This window comes from Nonomuraea endophytica (genome assembly GCF_014203235.1).
Lineage (GTDB): Bacteria > Actinomycetota > Actinomycetes > Streptosporangiales > Streptosporangiaceae > Nonomuraea > Nonomuraea endophytica.
Map to the genome: position 1 here is coordinate 100,385 of NZ_JACHIN010000013.1, position 20,448 is coordinate 120,832.

21 protein-coding genes are annotated in these 20,448 nt (G+C 72.5%); 10 read left to right on the top strand and 11 right to left on the bottom strand.

What is annotated here, in order from left to right:
- Positions 1-4 precede the first annotated feature (4 nt).
- Both HNR40_RS38735 and HNR40_RS38740 read right to left on the bottom strand, forming a co-directional pair.
- Positions 5-436, bottom strand: a complete 432-nt coding sequence (locus HNR40_RS38735; protein ID WP_184970515.1) for a PaaI family thioesterase — start codon at positions 434-436, stop codon at positions 5-7.
- A 35-nt stretch (positions 437-471) separates the two neighbouring features.
- Positions 472-1,914: a hypothetical protein gene (locus HNR40_RS38740; RefSeq protein WP_184970517.1), complete on the bottom strand. Its 1,443-nt coding sequence runs from the start codon at positions 1,912-1,914 to the stop codon at positions 472-474.
- A gap of 47 nt (positions 1,915-1,961) precedes the next feature.
- Between HNR40_RS38740 and HNR40_RS38745 the strand changes: the two genes are divergently transcribed.
- On the top strand, positions 1,962-2,735 hold the full coding sequence (locus tag HNR40_RS38745; RefSeq protein ID WP_184970520.1) for a putative hydro-lyase: 774 nt from the start codon (positions 1,962-1,964) through the stop codon (positions 2,733-2,735).
- Here HNR40_RS38745 and HNR40_RS38750 read toward each other — a convergent pair.
- A complete protein-coding gene (locus tag HNR40_RS38750; protein ID WP_184970522.1) occupies positions 2,698-4,869 on the bottom strand; it encodes an excinuclease ABC subunit UvrA in 2,172 nt (723 codons plus the stop codon). The two genes, HNR40_RS38745 and HNR40_RS38750, sit on opposite strands and share 38 nt — an antisense overlap.
- Positions 4,870-4,918: 49 nt before the next feature.
- Here HNR40_RS38750 and HNR40_RS38755 point away from each other — a divergent pair, with 49 nt between their 5' ends.
- A complete protein-coding gene (locus HNR40_RS38755) occupies positions 4,919-5,530 on the top strand; it encodes a TetR/AcrR family transcriptional regulator (RefSeq protein ID WP_184970524.1) in 612 nt (203 codons plus the stop codon).
- Here the strand turns inward: HNR40_RS38755 and HNR40_RS38760 are convergent.
- On the bottom strand, positions 5,472-6,068 hold the full coding sequence (locus tag HNR40_RS38760) for a P-loop nucleotide/nucleoside kinase family protein (protein WP_312896670.1): 597 nt from the start codon (positions 6,066-6,068) through the stop codon (positions 5,472-5,474). The two genes, HNR40_RS38755 and HNR40_RS38760, sit on opposite strands and share 59 nt — an antisense overlap.
- A gap of 85 nt (positions 6,069-6,153) precedes the next feature.
- Here HNR40_RS38760 and secY point away from each other — a divergent pair, with 85 nt between their 5' ends.
- On the top strand, positions 6,154-7,419 hold the full coding sequence (secY, locus tag HNR40_RS38765; protein ID WP_184970528.1) for a preprotein translocase subunit SecY: 1,266 nt from the start codon (positions 6,154-6,156) through the stop codon (positions 7,417-7,419).
- Here secY and HNR40_RS38770 read toward each other — a convergent pair.
- The 3 genes from HNR40_RS38770 to HNR40_RS38780 are packed head-to-tail and all read right to left on the bottom strand — an operon-like array spanning position 7,412 to position 9,990.
- Positions 7,412-8,065 (bottom strand): response regulator, encoded by a 654-nt coding sequence (locus HNR40_RS38770; RefSeq protein ID WP_184970530.1) that lies wholly within the window; start codon positions 8,063-8,065, stop codon positions 7,412-7,414. The two genes, secY and HNR40_RS38770, sit on opposite strands and share 8 nt — an antisense overlap.
- 39 nt (positions 8,066-8,104) lie before the next feature.
- A complete protein-coding gene (locus HNR40_RS57550) occupies positions 8,105-9,064 on the bottom strand; it encodes a sensor histidine kinase (protein ID WP_184970532.1) in 960 nt (319 codons plus the stop codon).
- A 20-nt stretch (positions 9,065-9,084) separates the two neighbouring features.
- Positions 9,085-9,990, bottom strand: coding sequence for a phosphotriesterase family protein (locus HNR40_RS38780; protein WP_184970533.1), 906 nt, complete (start codon positions 9,988-9,990; stop codon positions 9,085-9,087).
- A 118-nt stretch (positions 9,991-10,108) separates the two neighbouring features.
- Here HNR40_RS38780 and HNR40_RS38785 point away from each other — a divergent pair, with 118 nt between their 5' ends.
- Both HNR40_RS38785 and HNR40_RS38790 read left to right on the top strand, forming a co-directional pair.
- Positions 10,109-10,543, top strand: a complete 435-nt coding sequence (locus HNR40_RS38785; RefSeq protein ID WP_184970534.1) for a TIGR02611 family protein — start codon at positions 10,109-10,111, stop codon at positions 10,541-10,543.
- 53 nt (positions 10,544-10,596) lie between these two features.
- On the top strand, positions 10,597-11,514 hold the full coding sequence (locus tag HNR40_RS38790; RefSeq protein WP_184970535.1) for a hypothetical protein: 918 nt from the start codon (positions 10,597-10,599) through the stop codon (positions 11,512-11,514).
- Positions 11,515-11,664: 150 nt separating this feature from the next.
- Here HNR40_RS38790 and HNR40_RS38795 read toward each other — a convergent pair whose 3' ends face one another.
- Entirely contained in the window at positions 11,665-11,985 is a 321-nt protein-coding gene (locus tag HNR40_RS38795; RefSeq protein WP_184970536.1) for a GroES family chaperonin, read from the bottom strand.
- Positions 11,986-12,260: 275 nt separating this feature from the next.
- Here HNR40_RS38795 and HNR40_RS38800 point away from each other — a divergent pair, with 275 nt between their 5' ends.
- The 3 genes from HNR40_RS38800 (at position 12,261) to HNR40_RS38810 (ending at position 14,806) form a co-directional block, all read left to right on the top strand.
- Positions 12,261-13,130 carry an NAD-dependent epimerase/dehydratase family protein gene (locus tag HNR40_RS38800; RefSeq protein ID WP_184970962.1) on the top strand — a complete coding sequence of 290 codons (870 nt, stop codon included), beginning with the start codon at positions 12,261-12,263 and terminating at the stop codon, positions 13,128-13,130.
- Positions 13,131-13,566: 436 nt separating this feature from the next.
- Complete coding sequence (locus HNR40_RS57555) at positions 13,567-14,238, top strand: spherulation-specific family 4 protein (protein ID WP_184970537.1); 672 nt, start codon at positions 13,567-13,569, stop codon at positions 14,236-14,238.
- Positions 14,239-14,242: 4 nt separating this feature from the next.
- Complete coding sequence (locus tag HNR40_RS38810) at positions 14,243-14,806, top strand: DUF1349 domain-containing protein (protein ID WP_184970538.1); 564 nt, start codon at positions 14,243-14,245, stop codon at positions 14,804-14,806.
- 5 nt (positions 14,807-14,811) lie between these two features.
- Here HNR40_RS38810 and HNR40_RS38815 read toward each other — a convergent pair whose 3' ends face one another.
- Positions 14,812-15,723 (bottom strand): endonuclease/exonuclease/phosphatase family protein, encoded by a 912-nt coding sequence (locus tag HNR40_RS38815; RefSeq protein ID WP_184970540.1) that lies wholly within the window; start codon positions 15,721-15,723, stop codon positions 14,812-14,814.
- 42 nt (positions 15,724-15,765) lie between these two features.
- Between HNR40_RS38815 and HNR40_RS38820 the strand changes: the two genes are divergently transcribed.
- On the top strand, positions 15,766-17,019 hold the full coding sequence (locus HNR40_RS38820; RefSeq protein ID WP_184970542.1) for an ArgE/DapE family deacylase: 1,254 nt from the start codon (positions 15,766-15,768) through the stop codon (positions 17,017-17,019).
- A gap of 1 nt (position 17,020) precedes the next feature.
- Here the strand turns inward: HNR40_RS38820 and HNR40_RS38825 are convergent, their stop codons facing one another.
- The gene (locus HNR40_RS38825; RefSeq protein ID WP_184970543.1) at positions 17,021-17,356 is read right to left on the bottom strand and encodes a rhodanese-like domain-containing protein; all 336 of its coding nucleotides are present in this window, start codon (positions 17,354-17,356) and stop codon (positions 17,021-17,023) included.
- A gap of 36 nt (positions 17,357-17,392) precedes the next feature.
- Here HNR40_RS38825 and HNR40_RS38830 point away from each other — a divergent pair, with 36 nt between their 5' ends.
- Positions 17,393-18,034, top strand: a complete 642-nt coding sequence (locus HNR40_RS38830) for a TetR/AcrR family transcriptional regulator (RefSeq protein ID WP_184970545.1) — start codon at positions 17,393-17,395, stop codon at positions 18,032-18,034.
- Here the strand turns inward: HNR40_RS38830 and HNR40_RS38835 are convergent.
- Positions 18,018-20,417 carry a helicase-associated domain-containing protein gene (locus HNR40_RS38835; RefSeq protein ID WP_184970547.1) on the bottom strand — a complete coding sequence of 800 codons (2,400 nt, stop codon included), beginning with the start codon at positions 20,415-20,417 and terminating at the stop codon, positions 18,018-18,020. The two genes, HNR40_RS38830 and HNR40_RS38835, sit on opposite strands and share 17 nt — an antisense overlap.
- Positions 20,418-20,448 lie beyond the last annotated feature (31 nt).

A 20,448-nucleotide genomic window follows, 5' to 3' on the forward strand; every position in this document is an offset into this window, starting at 1 on the left:
GCGCTCACGGCCGCACGGTCTGGATGCGGGTGGTGGCGGTGGCGACGGCGACCTGCTCGCCATCGGGGGCGACGAGCTCACCGGCCAGGAACGCGACGCCCCCGCCGCGCCCGACCACGCGCCCGTGCCCCACGAGACGGCCGGGCCGGGCCGGTCGCAGGAACTGCACGTGCAGGTCGAGCGTGGGTGCGAACTGGTCGGGCGCGAGCGTGGCGACCAGCGCCGGGCCCAGGGTGTCGTCGAGCATGGCGGCCAGGAAGCCGCCCTGGATCGCCCCCACCGGATTGGTGAACCGCTCGTCGGCCCGGAAGGCCACCGAGATCGTGCCCTGACCGGGGTCGACCGTGATCAGCTCCCAGCCCAGCAGCGCGGCGGCCTGCGGCGGGTCGGCCCGACCGGCCAGCACGTCCCAGAAGGGGCCCTTCCGATGTTCCATGGTTCGCCATTGAACACGCCGTCACCGACAGATTCTCACGGCCGGGTCAGGGCGCGGGCGGCCGCGGCCGCGATGGTGGTCACCAGGGCCCACCCGGCCACGATCACCATCAGGCTGACCGCCTTGGCCAGGCCCACCGGGTTCCAGACGCCGTCGTGGCCCAGGTTGGCGAGCGGGATCAGCAGATCGAGGGTGTAGAGGAACGGATCCCAGGCCGGATGCTCACCGGCCTTGATCGGGCACAGGGACGGGCAGCTGACCGTGGCGAAGTAGACCGTCCCCGCCGCCAGGATCGCCGCGAACGCCACGACGGCCCGCCACGGCTGGAAGCCGTACCCGAGCACGAGGTCCTGCAGCGCGCCCCACGCCCGCGCGAGGCCGCCCCGCGCCCGCGAGGTACGGCGCAGCTTCTCCCGCAGCACGCGCCCGGCCTCCCGGTGCAGGCCGACGGCGCGGTAGGCGGCGGCGAGCTGCTCGTAGGGCTGTGGTGTGCTCGGCGCGGCTCCGCGTTCCAGCCAGGCCAGGCGCTCGTCGGCGCACTCCGGTGACAGGGGGTGGAGCCGCTGGTAGGCGAAGCCGTCCAGGTCGGTCTCGTGGCCGGCGCCGGGCTGGTCGGCGTACGCGGTGATGCGGGCATTGCGCAGCGAGAGGCGGCCGGAGCTGTCGGGCGAGGGGGTGACGACGGCGGTGGCCACCTCCGCGTCCGTCAGGTCGATCATCATGGGGTCGGACGGAGGGCGGATGACGACGGCGTCGAGGTCGAGCTCCCCGGTGATCCGGGCGGCGCGCAGGCTGAGCGGGCCGCCGATCTCGGCCGTGGCGAGGCAGGCGTAGCCGATGACGGCGCCCCTGGCCCACACGCCGTCGCCGATCCTGGCGCCGTGCAGGTCGAGGCCGCCGAGCTGGGCGCCGACCAGGTCGAGCTCGCCGCCGATGGTGAGGCCGGGCTCGACGTCGTCGTGGCGCGGGGAGCCGCGGCCGTTGAGCCAGCCGCCGGTGACGGCGAGGTTGGCGTTGAGGAACCCGGCGACGCGGGTGCGGTCCAGGTCGATGTCGATGTCGACGCGGGCGCCCTGGATCCAGAGGTTCCCGTCGAGCTCCGCGTCGCGCATCATGAACGTCCGGGCCCTGAGCAGCTCCGCCGACAGTTCCGGGAGGTGGGAGTCGTTGAGGCAGATCGCGCCGGCCGTCGCCGTGGTCAGGTTCACGCCGTGCTCGAACGTGCAGCCCACCAGGGCCAGCGCGGGCTCGATGACGGCGCCTTCCAGGTCGAGACGGCCCTGGATCTCGGCTCCGGTGAGCTTCAGCGCGGCGACCCTGCCGGGCAGCGCGTCCGGGCCGTGCAGGAGGAGTTCGGCGACGACGTCCGCGCGGACCTTGCGCTCGGCCTCGTCCAGGGCGGCGAGGTCGAGCTCGGCGCCCTGGCGGAAGGCGTGCCAGAGGCGGGTCTCCGCGGCGTTCCAGTCCGTTGGGGGCACGAGTCACTTTCTACTCGCGCCCGACCGAAAAGCCCAGGGGAGATGACGTGCGGGAATCGGAGCTCAGCCCGGCGCGGGCGCGGGACAGGTTCAGGCAGGGGGAGCGGGTCCCGACGGCGGGCTGGTGCGCGGGCTGGACGCAGGCGAACCTCATCGCGCTGCCCTCCCGGCACGCCGGTGACTTCCTGCGCTTCACCGAGCGCAACCCCAAACCATGCCCCGTCCTGGACGTGAGCGAACCGGGCGCCACCGCCACCCGCCTGTTCCCCGGCGACCTCCGTACCGACCTGCCCGGATACCGGGTCTACCGAGACGGCCACGCGGTCAAGGACGCAGCGGACGTGGTGGCCGACTGGCGCGAGGACCTGGTCGCGTTCCTGCTCGGCTGCAGCTTCACCTTTGAGGCGGCGCTGATGGCGGCGGGCATTCCGATGAGGCACGTCGAGCTGGGCGTGAACGTGCCGATGTACCGCACCGTCGTGGCCTGCGAGCCGGCCGGCGTCTTCGCGGGGCCGCTGGTCGTCTCGATGCGGCCCATCCCGGAGGAGCTCGTGGCCGCCGCGCGGGAGATCACCGGCCGCTACCCGGCGGTCCACGGTGCGCCCGTGCACGTGGGGGATCCGATGGCTTTGGGGATCCAAGACCTGAAAAATCCGGACTTCGGGGATCAGGTGCCGCTGCGGCCGGGGGAGGTGCCGGTGTTCTGGGCCTGCGGCGTGACGCCCCAGCTCGCGCTCGGCGCCGTGGACTTCGCCATCGGCCACCTGCCCGGCCACATGGCGATCATCGACGCGCGCGACGAGGACTTTCGAGTGACCTAGCCAGGTGCTTCGCCGTGTGGGTGGAGGCGTGGACGAGCTCGGCCGGCGTGCCGGTGAACACCACCCGGCCGCCGTGCTGGCCCGCCTCCGGCCCCATGTCGATCACCCAGTCGGCGTGCTTGACCACGTCCAGGTCGTGCTCCACCACGATCACCGTGTTGCCGCCGTCGACCAGCCGGTCCAGCAGCGCCAGCAGCGTGTCCACGTCGGCCATGTGCAGCCCGGTCGTCGGCTCGTCGAAGACGTACACGTTGCCGCTCTCGCGCAGCCGGTGGGCCAGCTTGAGCCGCTGCCGCTCGCCGCCCGACAGCGTGCTCAGCGGCTGCCCGACGGTCAGGTACCCGAGGCCGAGCTCGCTCAGCGCGCCGAACATGCCGAACACGCCGTCGGCCTCCTCGGCCGTCATCGCCAGCACGTCGGCGATCGTGCGGCCCTCGTAGAGGTAGGACAGGGCCGTCGGGTTGTAGCGGCTGCCGCCGCAGGTGTCGCAGACCGAGGTGACCGGGTCCATGAACGCGAGGTCGGTCTTGATCACGCCCTTGCCCTCGCAGGCCGGGCAGGCGCCCAGCGCGTTGAAGCTGAACCAGCCGGGCTCCACGCCGTTGGCGGTGGCGAAGAGCTTGCGGATGGCGTCCATGGCGTTGAGGTAGGTGGCGGGCGTGGAGCGGATCGAGCCGCCGATCTGCGACTGGTCGATCGCGATGCCGTCGGCGAAGGCCATCAGCGTGCTCTTGCCCGATCCGGCCACGCCGGTGACCGCCGTCAGCACGCCCAGCGGGACGCGTACCGAGACGTCGTGGAGGTTGTGGCGGGAGGCGCCCGTGATCGTCATCCAGTCCGACGGCGCGCGCACCTCCGGCTTGAGCCCGGTGGTGCGGCGCAGCATGCGGCCGGTGAGCGTCCTGGCCGCGCGCAGGCCCGCCACGCTGCCCTCGTAGACGACCTCGCCGCCGGACGTGCCGGCCCGCGGGCCCATGTCCACCACGTGGTCGGCCAGTTCGATGATGTCGCGGTCGTGCTCGACCACGATCACCGTGTTGCCGCTGTCGCGCAGCTCCAGCAGCAGCTCGCCGAGCAGGTGCACGTCGCGCGGGTGCAGGCCGACGCTCGGCTCGTCGAAGATGTAGGTGAGCCCGCTCAGCGAGCTGCCCAGGTGGCGCACGGTCTTCAGGCGCTGCGCCTCGCCGCCGCTCAGCGTGCCGGTCTGCCGGTCGAGGCTGAGGTAGCCGAGGCCGACCGCCTCGATGCGGCGCAGCGCCGCCACGGCCGGGCCGGCGACCGGGTTGCCGAGGCCCTCCAGCACGACGATCAGATCGGCGACCTCCATCGCGGCGTAGTCGGCGATGTTGTGCTCACCGATGCGCGAGTCCAGCGCCGCCCGGTTGAGCCGGGCGCCGCCGCAGGTCCGGCACGGGCCCTCGGCCAGCATCTTCTTCGCCGACACCAGCTCCTTGTCGCGCTTGAGGTAGAGGCGGTTGAAGCGGTCGGCCACGCCCTCGTAGGTGCCGCGCTCCAGCTTGAAGCTCTCGCCGTGGAGCAACTGGTGGGTCTCCTCCGGCGTGAACTCGCCGACCGGCTTGTCCATGTCGAACAGGCCGGACTGCTCATACAGCTTCCACGTCCACGACCCCACCGACCACAGCCGCAGCGCGCCGTCGTTGAGCGACAGCGTCTTGTCGATGGCCAGGTCAAGGTCGAGCTGGACGGTCTTGCCCAGGCCGTCGCACTCGGGGCACATGCCCTGGGGGTCGTTGAAGGAGTAGGCGGTCGCCGGGCCCGCGGACGGCCTGCCGTACCGGGAGAAGAGCACGCGCAAGATGGGGTGGATCTCCGTCATGGTGCCGACGGTCGAGCGCGCGTTGCCGCCGACCGGCTTCTGGTCGACGACGACGGCGGGCGTCAGGTGGGCCAGCCGCTCGGCGCGCGGCCGCTCGAACTTGGGCAGCCGGTTGCGGATGAACGCGTTGTAGGTCGCGTTCATCTGCCGCTGCGACTCGGTGGCGATCGTGCCGAACACCACCGACGACTTGCCCGAGCCCGACACGCCGGTGAAGACGGTCAGGCGCTCCTTGGGCAGGCTCAGCGAGATGTCCTTGAGGTTGTTCTGCTTCAGTCCGGCCAGAATGATGTCCACGGGGAACTCCTCATAGCTTTAGCTACTACCTATAGCTTATGCTATGGCTGTGACAGACCGTCGAGCCCGCCGCCGGACCGAGACCCAGGAGGAGATCCTGCGGATCTCCCTGGAGGTGATGGCCGCCGACGGCGTGGCCGCGCTGAGCATGGCCACCGTCGCCAGACGGCTCGGCATTCAGCCGCCCTCGCTGTACAAGTACTTCCCGTCGCGGGCCGCGATCTACGACGCGCTCTTCGAGCACGGGCAGAAGGGCTATCTCGACGCGGTACGGCAGGCCGCCGAAGGCATGGAACCGGGCCTGGCCGCCATGGGCGCCTCCCTGGAGGCCGGAGCCCGCTGGATCATGGCCAACCAGATCCTCGCCCAGCTCCTGTTCTGGCGCCCGGTGCCCGGATTCACCCCATCGGAGCAGGCCTACGCCCCGGCCCTCGCCATCCGCCGGCACTTCGCCATGCTGGTCGAGGGCGCGGTCGCCCGCGGCGAGCTCGCCCCCGAGGCCGCGGAGGAGGAGGGCCTGGCCTTGGCCGCGAGCCTGATCGCCGGCGTCGTCTCCCAGCAGCTCGCCAACCAGCCGGACGCCTCCTACGAGGACGGCGTCTTCATGCGCCTGGTCCCGCGCCTGCCCGAGGTGTTCGCGGGGGCATACCCGCCGCGGTGAGCTGGTCGCCGACCGCGGGCGCGCCCCGCCGGTTGTCGATCTCCAGATACGGAACGGCCGGCGGCTCGTCCACCCGGATCGCCACCAGATAGTCCTCGAACGCCCCCAGCTTGCCCGCGTCCCGCTCCAGACCCCGGGCCACCAGCCGCTCACGCAACGTCGGCCCGTCCGAGCGCACCCACACCAGCCGCGCCGGGCCGCCGCCGAGCTCCTCCACCCAGCGCTCCCACAACCCGGCCGAGTGCACCTGCGAGGTGAACGGCCCGTCCAGCATCACCGGGCAGCCGTGGCCCCTGATCGTGCGGGCCAGCCTGGTCAGGCCTGCGTACTCGTGCCGCTTGACGTGCTCGTCGTACCAGGGGCCCTCGCGCTCGCCGGGCGGCCGGCCGTACGCGCGGAGGGTCTCGGTGACGAAGCCGCCGTAAACGGTGTCCTTGTCCAGCAGCGCCGGGACCGGCGTCAGCCGGGCCAGGAGCGCGGCGGCGACGGTGGACTTGCCCGCGCCCGGCGGGCCGCTGATCACCCAGACAGGAACCACGAGGTCAGAGCCTACGCGGATCTGCGTACCCGACAGCCTCCTGCCGTCGGACGCCGTTGACGCGGCGCGTGGCCAGACTCGGCGCATGCTCACCCTGTTCGTACGCGCGTTCCGTGTCGCGGATCTGCGCCGGAAGCTGCTGTTCACGCTCAGCCTGATCGCACTGTTCCGGCTGGGCCAGATCCTGCCCTCGCCGGGCGTGGACGTGGTCGCCGTGCAGCGGTGCCTCGGCAGCGTCCGCGGCGGGCTGGCCGAGATGGTGCAGCTGTTCAGCGGCGGGGCGATGCTGAAGCTGTCGGTGTTCGCGCTCGGCGTCATGCCGTACATCACGGCCAGCATCATCATGCAGCTCATGGCGGTGCTCATCCCGAGGCTGGACGCGCTGCGCAAGGAGGGCAAACAGCAGAAGATCACCCAGTACACCCGCTACCTCACGGTCGCGCTGGCCGTGCTCAACGCCACCACCGTGGTGGCGCTTGCCAGGAGCGGGCAGCTGTTCCCCGGCTGCCAGGAGCCGGTGCTGCGCGACGACGGCCTGCTCAGCATCGCCGTGCTGGTCAGCGTCATGGTCGCGGGCACCTGCGCGGTCATGTGGCTGGGCGAGCTGATCACCGATCGGGGGATCGGCAACGGCATGTCGCTGCTGATGTTCACGCAGGTCGTCGCGGTCTTCCCGGCCTACATGTCGACGATCTTCACGATGAACGGCTTCGCCGCCGTCGTCATCCTCGTCTCCGGCGTCTTCCTGGTGGCGGCGGTCGTCTTCATGGAGCAGGCCCAGCGGCGCGTGCCCGTGCAGTACGCCAAGCGCATGGTCGGCCGCAGAACCTACGGCGGCACCAGCACCTACATCCCGCTCAAGGTCAACCAGGCGGGCATCGTGCCGGTCATCTTCACCTCCTCGCTGCTCTACATCCCGACGCTCTTCGCCAACCAGGTGCCGTGGCTGGCGCCGTACCTCGAAGGCGACCATCCGCTGTACATGGCCGGATACTTCGCGCTCATCGTGGCCTTCGCCTACTTCTACGTGTCGATCACCTTCAACGCCGTCGAGGTGGCCGACAACATGCGGCGCTTCGGGGGCTTCGTCCCCGGCATCCGGCCCGGCAAGCCGACCGCCGGATACCTGTCGTACGTGCTGTCCCGGCTCACCGCGCCCGGCGCCGTCTACCTCGGCGTGCTCGCCCTGCTGCCGCTGGTCGCCTTCGCGCTGCTGCGCGACCCGTCCACGCAGCAGAACTTCCCCTTCGGCGGCACCAGCGTGCTCATCATGGTCGGCGTCGGCCTCGACACCGTGAAGCAGATCGAGGCCCAGCTCCAGCAGCGCAACTACGAAGGGCTGCTCAGGTAGGCAGCGCCAGGCCCGCCCGCATCGCGAACACCACCAGCTGGGCGCGGTCGCGGGCGTGCAGCTTCACCATCGCCCGGCTCACGTGGGTGCGTACCGTGTCCGGGCTGATCACCAGCTCCCTGGCGATCTCCTCGTTCGAGCGCCCGGTCGCCACCCACGCCACCAGCTCCCGCTCACGCGGCGTCAGCGTCTCCACGCCCGCGACCGGCTCGGCGCCCGCGTGGCGGCCGAACATGCCGATGACCTTGCGCGTGATGGACGGCGACAGCAGCGCCTCGCCCGCCGCCACCACCCGGATCGCGCTGACCAGCTCGTCGGGGGCGCTGTCCTTCAGCACGAAGCCGCTGGCGCCCGCCTGCAGGGCGGCGAACACGTACTCGTCGACCGCGAACGTGGTCACCACCACGATCCGGGTGCCGCTCAGGCCGGGGTCGGCGGCGATGGCCCTGAGCGTCTCGACGCCGTCCATGCCCGGCATGCGGATGTCCAGCAGCAGCACGTCGGGGCGGGTGTCGCGGAGCAGCCTGAGCGCCTGCGCGCCGTCGGCCGCCTCGCCCACGCACTCCAGGTCGCCCTCACGCTCGATCAGCGCCCGCAACCCCATCCGCACGACCGCCTGATCGTCGGCCACCGCGACCCGGATCACGCGTCGCCTCGGTTCGCGCTGTTCACGCCGGGGTCCCGGTCATGCGGTGTCGCCGGTCCTGGGGAAGCGGGCGATCACCCGGAAGCCGCCGCCCTCACGGGGACCTGCGGCGAACTGCCCGCCCGCCGACTGCACCCGCGCCCGCATCCCGGTCAGCCCTCGGCCCTCCGCCGCGCCCGACCAGCCCGCGCCCCGGTCGGCCACCTCCACCACGTAAACCCCCGGGTCGGCCGACAGCCGCACCAGCGCCCTGGTCGGGCCCGCGTGGCGCAACACGTTCGTCAGCGACTCCCGCACCACCTTGTAGACGGCGCCGCTCAGGTCGGCGGGCACCTTCGGCTCGGCCGGCTCGACGTCCACCGGCAGCCCGGCCGCCCGCACGCCGTCGATCAGCCCCGGCAGATCGCCCTCGGCCTCGATGCCGTCGAGCGCGGCCCGCAGGTGTGCCAAGGCCTGGGTGCTGGTCTCCTTGATGGCCAGCAGTGAGGCACGCGCCTGCTCGGGGTTCTCGTCGAGGGTGACCAGGGCCAGCCCCGCCTGCATGGCGATCGCCGCCAGGCCGTGGCCCGCCGCGTCGTGCACCTCTCCGGCGATCCTGGCCCGCTCCATCGCGACGGCGTCGCGCCGCGCCGCCATGCCCCATGTCTTGTACGGCCCGGCCTGGCGGACCGTTTCGGCCTGCCGTACCGGATCGTCGGCAGGAACGCCCCCGCGCACGTCCACGCCCGCACCGCGCGCTTCCACGCCACGCGTTTCCACGGCCGGAGGGCGCGCGTCCACGGTCGGTGCGCGGATCTCGGCGGGGGCGGGGGCCTCGCGGACCTCGGCGGCGACGCGGGCCGGATCGTGGGGGACGGTCTGGGCGGCGGCTTCTGCGGCGGCGGCCTGCGCCTGGGCGAGGCCGCTGAACGACCACGGGACGGCCAGCCAGCCCGCCCACGCCAGCACGACGACCGCGGGCAGGTCGCTCAGCTTGGACAGGCGGGGGAGCTTGCTCACCCCACGATCCTAACCAGTCGTCAGCCGGTCCCGGTGAGCCAGCGCAGCGGGTTGGTGTGCGTGAGGAGGTGGCGCGTCTCGTCGGGCACGCCGGCCTCGCACAGCCGGGGCAGCAGCGCGTGGAACAGGTGCGCGTAGCCGGGACCTTCGTAGCGCTGGAGTTGGGCGACGCGGCTGATGCCGGAGCCGAGCAGGATCCGCTCGGCGTGGCCGTCCTCGATGAGGCCGAGCACGAGGCGCGCGGCCTGCTCGGGGCCCTGGGCGAGGGAGGACAGGCCGACATACGCGCCGGCCTCGGCGATCTTGCGGGCGGCGCCCAGGTCGGTGCCGGTGTAGCCGACGCTGACGCGGTTCGCGGGCAGGCCCTGGCCGAGCAGGATCTCCAGGACGCCGGTGGGGTCCTGGCCGTGGGTGGCGACCGGCAGGCGCGAGGACTGCGAGGCGCGGGCGGCGGCGACCAGGCAGCGCTCCTCGACCGGGGTGGGCTCCTCGCCCCAGCAGCCGACGGCGCCGATGACGCCGGGGAAGACGCCGGTGCCGTCGAGACCGGAGGTGATCTCGCTCATCAGCCGGCTGGTCAGCTCCTCGACGCTCGCGTCGCGGGCGTCGGCGAACGGCTCGGCGTACAGGCCGGTGGCGGCGACGAGCGGGACCCGGCTGCCGGCGGCGATCCGGGCCAGGGAGGCGGCGTCGCGGCCCATGCCCATGCAGGTGAGTTCGACGACGAGGCCGAGCCCGTCCTGCTGGCGCAGCGAGCGCAGTTCCTCGGTGACGGGACGCTCCTCGTCGAGCCAGCGGTGCGGGTCGGAGTCGACGCCGACCGCCCAGCGCATGTCGTTGCGCAGGTGCTCATGGGGGAGAACGGCACCGGTGATCGCGGCCGCGCGTATGGGGCCGGTGACGGTGCGAAGCATGACCTCGGGCATGCCAGACATTAACCGATATTTGCCGCTCAATGCCTGTTTTGAGGCGAAGATCTACCTGCAAGGAAAATGAAAGCCGCACCGGTATCGTGGTTCGCACACCGACAGTCGCGGGGGGATCGTGCCTATCCAGAACTCCGAAACCGGCGACGCCGACAAGCTCAAAGACGAGGCGGCGCGCAGGTCCGGCATACACGGGTGGCTGGACGGAATCAGGTCCACCCGATCCGGCGCGCTGACGCTGAAGATCGTCATCGGCGTCATCGGCGCCGTCATGGTCATCGGCGGCCTCATCATGGTGCCGTTCCCCGGTCCCGGCTGGCTGGTCGTCTTCGCCGGCCTCGCGGTGCTGGCCACCGAGTTCCACTGGGCGCACAAGGTGCTGGAGTTCGGCAAGCGCACGCTTCACGCCTGGACCCAGTGGTACAAACGGCAGGGCTGGACGATCCGCATCCTGGTCGCCGTCGTGACCGTCGCGGCCGCCGGCGTGATCGTCTACTTCGGCCTCAGGACCCTCGGCGTCGACCTCCTGCAGATGGCCAAGGACTACCTCTAGACCCGTTCGGCATCATGCGGGACTTTGTCCCCAGGAGTGTCTAATCTGCGGGCGTGCTCGTCAAAAGCGTCTTCGCGGTGATCGCGCTGCTCGCCCCTGCGGGCGTGGCCGCCAACGTGCCCCTGCCCGGCACGGGGGTGACCGTCCAGGAGCAGACCAACGATCCGGTACGCCTCAGCTCGTACGGATTCGGCACCAAGCGCACCTACCTGAGGGCGCTGACCGGCGACACCTTCGTCCGGCAGAAGGGCTTCTCCGAGGCCGCGCTCTCACCCGACGGCCGCAGGGTCGCCGCGGTGCCCGACGCCTACCGCGCCGGCTGGGACTCGGTGGTCGTCACCGACCGGGTCGCCGGCAAACCCGCCCGCATCCGCACGGTCAGGAAGCCGCTCACCGCCTCCTACGCCTCATGGTCACGCGACGGCACCAAGGTCGTGCTGACCGTGGAGAAGAAGGTGAGCGGCAAGTGGCGCACCACCGGGTTCACCGTCGTCGACGCGCTCACCTCCACCGCCCGCACGGTCACCGTGACCGGCACCGCGGCGCGCGCGGGCTTCTGGTGGACGCCCGACGGCAACCTCATCGCCGAGTACGGCACGGGCCTGCGCGTCTACAACCCGGCCGACGGCAAGGTGGTGCGGACGTTCCCCGCGATCGGGCTGCCCACCGGACCCGAGGACGCCTTCTCGCCGTCGGGCCGGCAGTTGGCCATGTGGTGCCCGTCGTCGTTCGTCGAGCAACTGTGCGTCGTCGACCCGGCCAGCGGGAAGATCGTCCGGCGGGTGCGGGCCCAGCCCGAGGCGTTGTTCGGGTGGTGGGACGAGAGCCACGTGATCGCGGTCACGGCGTGGCAGGGCGCGTACCGGCTGGTGGTCCTGGACCTGACCGGCAAGACCAAGCGCGTGCTCGCCGGGGTTCCCGCCAAGACGTGGCGCGGCGACCTCTGGCTGCACTTCGTCCGCGACCAGTGATCCGCACCTGACCGGTCGCGCCGTCACCGGTGCGCGGCTGGCAGGTGGCGCGGTCAGTGGTGCGCGCTTGACCGGTTGCGCGGTGCGTGGTGCGGGCCTGGCCGGTTGCGCGGTGCGTGGTGCGGGCCTGGCCGGTCGTGCGGTGCGTGGCTACAGGTAGAGGCCGGTGCCGTGGTCGGTTTCGGTGGTGGCCACCGCGTGCAGGTCGCGCTCGCGCATGACCAGGTACGTCTGGGCGTGCAGTTCGACCTCGAACTGCTCCTCCGGGTTGAGCAGGACCTTGTCGCCGACCTTGACCGTGCGCGCGCTCGCGCCCACGCCGCAGACCTGGCCCCAGGCCAGCCGGTTGGCGAGCTTGACCGTCGCCGGGATGACGATCCCCGCTCCGCTGCGCCGCTCTTCGGCCTCGCGCTCCAGCCGGATCAGCACCCGGTCGTGGAGCATCTGGATCTCGAACTTCGGTTCTGCCACATCCGCAGTTTACGTCCATCGGGAACCTCGGCCCGCCCGCATGCCCCGGACGGTCTGGCGCTCCGGCCGGGGGACATTTGCCGCTTGAGGCCTTTCGCGCGAAATTTGCGGAAATGTCGGTGGATGGTGTTTGCGCAGGTCAGAGCCTGGTTTGCGGGAACCTCCGGCGGGCCTTCCCGGAGCTCGGCTATAACTTGCTCAGCCGCGGTGTCAAGGGGGGCATCTGGCTGAGTGCGGGGTTGTGGTGATATGGGGAGCGGCTCGCGGTGATCGTGATGTTCGGCGCCGCCGGATTCATCGGTCGGCACGTGCGGGCCGCGCTGGGGGAGCGGAACGTCGTCGCCGTCCCGCGCGGCCGGATCGATCTGGCCGCCTCGGGGCACGCCAAGCTGACCGGGCTCATGTACGAGATCGCCCCCGACGTCGTGATCAACTGCGCCGGAGCCACCGGCGGCGACCCGGCCACCCTGGCCAAGGACAACGTCGTAGCCGTCGCCCGCCTGCTGGCCACGCTCGCCGTGGCGGCCCCGAGGGCGAAGTACGTGCAGGTGGGCAGCGCCGCCGAATACGGCCGGGTGCCCATGGGCCCGCCCATCTCCGAGGACGCCCCCTGCGACCCCATCGGCGCGTACGGCCTGGCCAAGCTGGCCGGGACCGAACTCGTCCGCGCGGCCGCCGCCGACGGCCTCGACGCCTCGGTCCTGCGCGTCTTCAACGTCATCGGACCCGGCGCGCCGCCCGCCACGCTGCCCACCAAACTCGTCCTCGCCCTGCGCGACGGCGGCGACCTGGTCGTCGGCGGCCAGGACGTCTACCGCGACTTCGTGGACGTGCGCGACGTAGCCGAGGCGGTGGCGATGGCCGCCAGGGCCGACGGGCCGCTGCCGCCGGTGCTCAACATCGGCAGCGGGCGCGCCACCCCCGTCCACGACCTGGTCTCGACCCTCGTGGAGGTCGCCAGGCCCGGCGCCCGCGTGCTGCCCGGCGGGCAGGGCTCGCCCGCCGTTCCATGGCAGTGCGCCGACATCACCCGCGCGGCCGACTCCCTGGGCTGGCGGCCGCGCACGACGCTGCGCGACTCGCTCCAGACGTTGTGGTCGGCCCTGAACGTCCCGGCCCGGCCGGTGGAGAGCGGAAAACCATGAGCGGTCACCGGATCGGCAAGGGGCGGGCATGAGCGGCAACGCGGCACGGGACTGGACACCGGGCAACACACCACCCGGCCACACAACGCCCACGACACCCGGCAGCCCGGACGTGCACGTGACGCCGGGCACCCGCGAAAGGTCGGGCGAGCCATGGCTGTCCGGCCATGCGAAACCCGGAGAGCCGTGGTCTCACGGGCACAGGCCGGTCGAGACCCGGCCGGAGCCCGGGGCCGGTCGGAAGCACGGTGCTGTCGAGACCCGGCCAGAGCCCAGGCATGGTGCTGTCGAGACCCGGCCTGAGCTTGGGGCCGAGCCGGGGCATGTGGCGGGCGGGGGCTGGCCGGAGTTGGGACGTGGGGTGGTCGGGGCGGAGTCTCGGGGTGGGGCTGGTTTGCGGAGGAGTGGGGCGGTTTTGGGGAGAGGTGGGGGACGGGTGGGTGAGCAGGAGGAAGTGCGCTTGCTGGAGGTCGGGGAGGCACTGGTCGGGGCCTGTGTGCCGGCCTATTTTCACCCGGGGGAGGCGGCGGACACGTGGCGGCGGCTGCTGGCCGTACCGCCGAGGCTGGTGGTGCTTGATCTCGGTGAGGAGCGCGAGGCCGCCTACGCGCCGATCGTGGGCAGGCTGGTCGCGGCGGGCAGCGAGGTGCTGGCGCGGGTGGACACCGACTTCGGGCTGCGCGCCGCGGCTGAGGTGCGCGCCGACCTGCGCAGGATCAGGTCCTGGTACGGCCTGCGCGGCGTCTTCCTCGACCAGGTCGCAGCCGACGCCGACCGCCTGGAGCACTACCGCGAGATCGTCGACGGCGTCCGAGGCACGATCGTCCTCAACCCGGGCGTCTACCCCGACCCCGGCTACGCGGCGCTGGCGGATGTGCTGGTGACGTTCGAGGGCCCGCTGGCCGCCTATCGCGCGATCAGGGAGCCCGCCTGGGCGAGGGCGCTGGCGCGCGGCCGCTTCTGCCATCTGATCCACGGGGTGGGCGAGCGGGTCCGGGTGGCGACGTTGCGGAAGGCGGCCAGGCTGGCGGGAACGGTCCACCTCAGTGACGGCCCCGGTTGGACAGACCTGCCCGCTTACTACGGTCGGAGGATCGTGGCAGGATAAAAACATGATCATGGCCTTCGGCGCCACGGGCTGGCAGTGGCTGAACCCTCCCCGCGAGTGGACCGCCGACGACGGCCTGACCCTGTTCTGCGACGGCGGCACGGATCTGTGGCGGCGCACCCGCTACGGCTACACCTTCGACAACGCCCACGTCTTCGGCCGCACGCAGAACGGCGACCTGCGGCTCTCGGTCACCTTCACCGGCGAGTACTCCGAGCAGCACGACCAGGCCGGCGCCGTCCTGCGGATCGACGAGACGACCTGGATCAAGGCGGGCGTGGAGTTCGCCGACGGGGTGTTCTCGCTGGCCACGGTGGTGACCCGCGACTACTCCGACGCCTCGATGCTGCCGTTGCACGAGAGCCCGGACGGTGTCACCTTCGAGCTGGACCGGGTGGGCGACGCGGTCAGCATCCGGTACGGCCTGGCCGGCGAACCCCCGGAACACCTGTTACGCGTGGCCTACTTCCCGCCGGAGGCCCCGGTCCTGGCCGGCGCGATGGCCGCGGCCCCGGTGGGCAAGGGTTTCCCGCTCCGCTTCACCGACGTCCGCATAGCCGCCGCCTGATCCGCCTAGGGAAGCCGGAGGCCGGCGAAGACGGGCCGATGGTCGGTGCCGGGCAGGTCGTGGACGCTGAACCCGGTCACCGCGATCTCCCGCGAGGCCAGGACGTGGTCGATCTGCACGCCGGGCAGATACTTCCACCCCACGACCGGCCACGTGTGCGTGAACCCCTGCCCGGTCACGTCGGCGGCGTCCCGGTAGCCGGACGTCAGCAGGGTGCGCATGGGCGGATGGTCGAGGGTGGCGTTGAAGTCGCCGGCCAGCACCCGCAGCCCGTCCCCGGCCCGTGGCAGGGCGTCGAGGCCCTCACGCCAGCAGGTGACCCGCCCGTCGTACCGGGGCGCGCAAGGATGAACAGACACAACCTCGACCGCGACACCCGACACGGTCACCGTAGCCCGGGTCTGCCGGAAGTCCCCGTACGCGATCATCGGCAGCTCGGTCACCGGATACCGCGCGTAGACGGCCGACCCGCTGGCCCCAGGCGCCGAACGGTCCACCCGATGCGGCAGCAGCCCGCCAAGCCCCGCGGAATCGACCCGCTCGCGGGACTCCGCCGTGAACTCCTGCAGCGTCAGCACGTCGGGACGCAGCCGCCGTACCAGCGCGACGAGGGCTTCGGGCTCGGCCTGGCCCACGCGCAGGTTGACGGCCAGCACCCGCAGCCGCGCGCCCGTGGCAGGCGGGTTGGCCTCGGGCAGTTGACGGGGCAGCACGCTCCCGGCAAGGGCCAGGCAGCTGACCGCGGCCACCCCGGCCGCCGCCCACCGCCGCCGCGCGGCGGCCAGCGCCAGCGGCACCACCGACACGATCGCCACATACGGCGTGAACGCCACCAGCGGCACCCACGGCCAGGCGGGCACCACTCCGGCCACCCGCAACACCGCCCACCCCGCGAAGGGAACCACCAGAATCCACATCACATGGCTGTATTGCCGGACAAGCCGGATACGGTTCACCGTATGCGTGATGTGGAAGCCCGCGTCCTGGACGCCATCGACGACGCGGACACCGTGAACCTGCTGGCCGAAGCGGTCAGGATCCCGAGCGTGACCGGCACCGACGCCGAGTCCGACCTGCAGCACCGCTTCGCCCGCCTGCTCACCGAAGCGGACATGGACGTCGACGTCTGGAAACTCGACCTCGACGACCTGCGCGCCCGCGACGGCTTCCCCGGCACCGAGGCCCCGCGCGCCGAGGGCTACGGCGTCGTGGGCACCACCTCCGGCGAGGGCCCGCCCGCGCTGATCCTGCAGGGCCACGCGGACGTCGTCCCCACCGGCGACCTGGCCAAGTGGGCGGGCAGCGACCCCTTCGCCGCCCGCATCACCGGCGACACCCTGCACGGCCGCGGCGCCTGCGACATGAAGGCGGGCGTGGCCGTCAACCTGGCCGTGGTCCGCGCGCTCCACCGCTCGGGGGTACGGCTGGCCAGGCCGCTGGCCGTCCACTGCGTGGTCAGCGAGGAGGACGGCGGCCTGGGCGCCTTCGCCACCCTGGCCAGGGGCCACACCGGCGAGGCCGCGGTGATCACCGAGCCGACCAGCGGCGCGGTGATCACGGCCAACGCCGGCGCGCTCACCTTCCGGCTGGAACTGGCCGGTCGCGCCGCGCACGGGGCCACCCGGTACGAGGGGGTCAGCGCGATCGAGGTGTTCTGGCCGGTGTTCCAGGCGATCCGGCGCCTGGAGGCCGAGCGGAACCGGAACCTGCCGGTCATCTTCGACGGCAACCGCATGCCGTACCCGATCGAGGTCGGGACGGTGCGGGCCGGCGACTGGGCCAGCAGCGTGCCGGACCTGCTGGTGGCCGAGGGGCGGATGGGCGTGCGGCTGGATGAGGATCCGGCCGAGGCGCGCGAGGCGTTCGAGGAGGCGGTGCTGGCCGCCGCCGACCCGTGGCTGCGGGCCAACCCGCCCGTCGTCACCTGGCCGGGCGGGCAGTTCGCGAGCGGGCGGCTGCCGGCCGGCCACCCGCTGCTGGCCGAGGTCACCTCCGCCGTGGCCGCCGTGCGCGGGGCCGGGCCCCCGGAGACGGCGGCGCCGTACGGGAGCGATCTGCGCCTGTACAACGGCGGCGGGATCCCCTCGCTCCACTACGGGCCGGGCGACGTGGCCTTCGCGCACGCCCCGAGGGAGCAGGTCGAGCTGGCCGAGGTGCGCGAGGTGACACGCGCGCTCGCCCTGCTCACCCTGCGCCGGTGCGGCACGCTCTGAGTCAGGCGAGCACCCCGGACTCGACCGGGAGCCCGGCCTCGACCCAGTCCTGGATGCCCTCGCGGTACTTGCGGACGTTGGTGTAGCCGAGCGCCTCCAGCCGGTTGGCGACGGCCTGGCTGTTGCCGCAGGCCGGGTTGGAGCAGTAGGTGACGATCGCGGCGTCGCGGTCGGGCAGCAGCCCGGCCGCGCGCTCGTTCACCTCGCCCTCGACCAGCGCGATCGCGCCGGGCAGGTGCTGCTGCTCGTAGTACTGCCCGCCCAGCGCGTCGAGCACGGTCACGGAGCCGTCCTCAATCGCGGTCTTGAGCTCTTCGCGGGAGATGAGCGCGGTCATTGCGACCTCCAGAGTAAATGGACTACAGTCCGTTTCGTGGATGGCTCGAAAACTAGCGGACCGCAGTCCGCTTCGTCAAGTGAGACGCTGGAGATCCTGCGCGCCCGCCCGGTCGCCGAACGCGCCGACGCGGCCAGGAACAGGGAGAAGGTCCTCAAGGCCGCGGCCCGCCTGTTCGCGGAGAAGGGCGTCGAGGCGGTCTCCATGGACACGATCGCGGCCGAGGCGGGCGTGGGAAAGGGCACGTTGTTCCGCCGGTTCGGCGACAAGTCGGGCTTGGCGGTGGCGCTGCTCGACCGGCGGGAGCAGGAGTTGCAGGAGCGCATCCTGTCGGGCCCGCCGCCCCTGGGCCCCGGCGCGCCCGCCGCCGAGCGCCTGGCCGCCTTCGCCGCCGCGTACCTGGACTACCTGTTCGCCCACCTCGACCTGGTGCGCATGTCGGAGACCGCCAGCCCCGGCGCCCGCTACCGCATCGGCGCGTACCGCTTCTGGCACCGCCACGTCGCCATCCTGCTGACCGAAGCCCGTCCGGGCGCCGACGCCGAGGCGCTGGCCCACCTCATGCTCGCCGCCGTCGGCGGCGAACTGGCGAACATACTCAAGCAGGAGTACGGCGAGCCCAGAGCCCGCCAGGCGGCGCTGGACCTGGCCGGATCCCTGGCTAGTACGTCGCCCTGACCTCGACGATCTCGGCCAGCGGGAACTCCAGGTAGTCGCCGGCCTCCTCGCACCACGCGTCGAGCGCGCTGCCGCGCAGTTCCCCGTGGCTGATCGTGGCGGTCAGCCCGTCGGTGAGCGTGATCCCGGCCCGCACCCCGCGGTCGACCACGAAGCCGAGCAGCGACTGCTGCGCGGTGGGCAGCCGGGAGGCCATCCGGCCGATGACCGCCCACGTGCGCCCGGCCTGGCCGTTCTGCGTGGAGGAGGCGACCAGCCGCCTGGCGTGCTCGTGCGGGTCGGGCCCCGGCTCGGGGATGAGGTGGGCCGGGTCGTCCATCTCCGACAGTTCGGCGACCTGGCCGCCGGGCAGCAGGATGAGCTTGCCGCCCTGGCGCTCCTCGACGCGGGTGCGCCGGATGGCGATCTCGCCGGTGTCGGCCACCGGCACGGGGGAGTAGCCGTGCTCGCGCAGCACGGCCAGGGTGCGCTCGGCCGGCTCCGAGCTGACCAGCACGGTGGGCGCGAGCAGCCGCAGCCCCAGCCTGGCCAGGCGGCGGTGCCCGGCGATCTCGGCCAGCAGCGCCGGGTCGCCGGCCTGCACGATGCAGCCGACCGAGGTCACCGTCACCTCGCCGTGGCGCCTGGCCACGTCGCGGACCATGTACTCCAGCGGCTGCGGGATGGAGCCCACGCCGCTCAGCTCCTCCAGCAACTCGTCGGCCTCGTAGCCGTCGTCGAGGGCGCGGCGCACGCTCTCGGTGGTGAAGCGCCACACCGAGGCGGCGCCCCTGGACTCCCGCTCGGCGACCCGGTCGAGCAGCGCGGCCAGCTCCGAGGAGGGCGGCCCGGTCACCACGGCGGTGAGGTCGGGGCCGAACAGCGCGCTCCTGCGCACGCTGGCCAGGGCCCGGGTGGACGCGCCGACCAGCACCGGATCGTGCTCGACCAGCGGAACGGAGTCGTCGTTCTCGTCCCCGGCCTGGGCGGCCAGACCGGCGAGGGCCCGGCCGAGGTCGGTCAGGCCGTCGTTGGCCAGCAGGCCGAGCAGCCTCGCCTCGTCGATCACCCCGGCCGCGCACTCGGCCAGCAGCGCCTGGTCGAGCAGGGGCGCGTGCCAGTGCACGTTACGCACCAGGCTGCCCCGGTCGGCGAAGGCGGTGCCGGAGGGCAGGTGGGCCAGGCCGGTCAGCACGGCCCTGCGCACCCTCGCCACGGAGGAGCCGGACGGGTCGTCGCCGAGCACGGTGCCGTACTTGCCGTCGATCTTCCGCAGCGACGAGCGTTCCATCCGCCACCAGGCCGACAGCAGTACCCGCAGCCGGGCCGAGCCCTCGTCGAGGCGCCAGCGGTCGAAGCGGTCGGTGGGCACCATGCCGCCCGACTGCTCGTCCCAGGCCAGCAGCCGGGAGACCGCGCAGACCTCCAGCAGCAGCCGGGTCTCGTCCTCGTCGCAGCCGGTCTCCTTGGCCACCCTGCGCACCTCGCGCACGCCGACGCCGCCGGTCTTCAGCAGCGGCAGCGGCGTCTTGGAGGTGTTGTCGAGAATGGCCGCGCAGCGCTCGACCACGTGCGGGGCGGCCAGCGTCATCAGGTGGTCGACCTCGGCCGGGTCGATCGGGATGGTGGCCACCTCGGGCGGGTGCGGGGTGAAGGGCGGGTGGTAGTCGGGGCCGCGCAGGCACAGGGCCACCTCGCGGGGCATCTCCGCCAGGTCCCAGCGGGGGCGGTAGAGCAGGCCGTGGTCGGCGGCCCACTTCTCCGGGGTGCCGGGCAGCACGAAGCGGCCGCCCTCGACGCCGCGCACGGGACCGTCCCAGGCGAAGGACTCCAGCAGCTGCCTGGTGCCCTCGGGGGCGCTGGCCAGCATGGCCTCCATGCGGGCCGGGTCGGCCAGGACCTCGGTCGCCCGCACGATTGTGCGGCGCTTGTTGCCGTGGGGCGGCACGCCCAGGCTCCGGGCCATGGCGCGCAGCGCGTCGTTGCTGATCGTCCAGGAGTTGAGGTAGTGGTCGAGCGGCTCGCCCAGGCCGAGCGGGGCGGCCCACCAGCGCGAGACCGCCTCCGACAGGTGGATGACGCCCTCGCCGTCGGGCCAGGCCAGCGCGTGGTCGTAGAGGCAGTCGAGCCAGGGCGTGGTCTCCTCGACCGGCGCGCCGAGCAGCGCGGAGACGGTGCCGGGCGTGGGCGCGTGGATCACCAGGCAGGCCTGGGCGAGTTCGAGGCAGGGCAGGGGAAGGCCGCGCATCGACTCCATGACGGCGAAGCCGTTGCCGAGGCGCTGCGCCAGCATGTCGAGGCGGCGCGGCCACGGGGGAGCGATGGCGTCGGGCCGGTTGGCCAGGACACGGCCGAGCCTGTCTTCGTCGAGTGTTCGGAGCCAGCCGAGCAGGTGATCATCCATCTGTCAGCACTCTCATGGGGTCGCGCGGGAC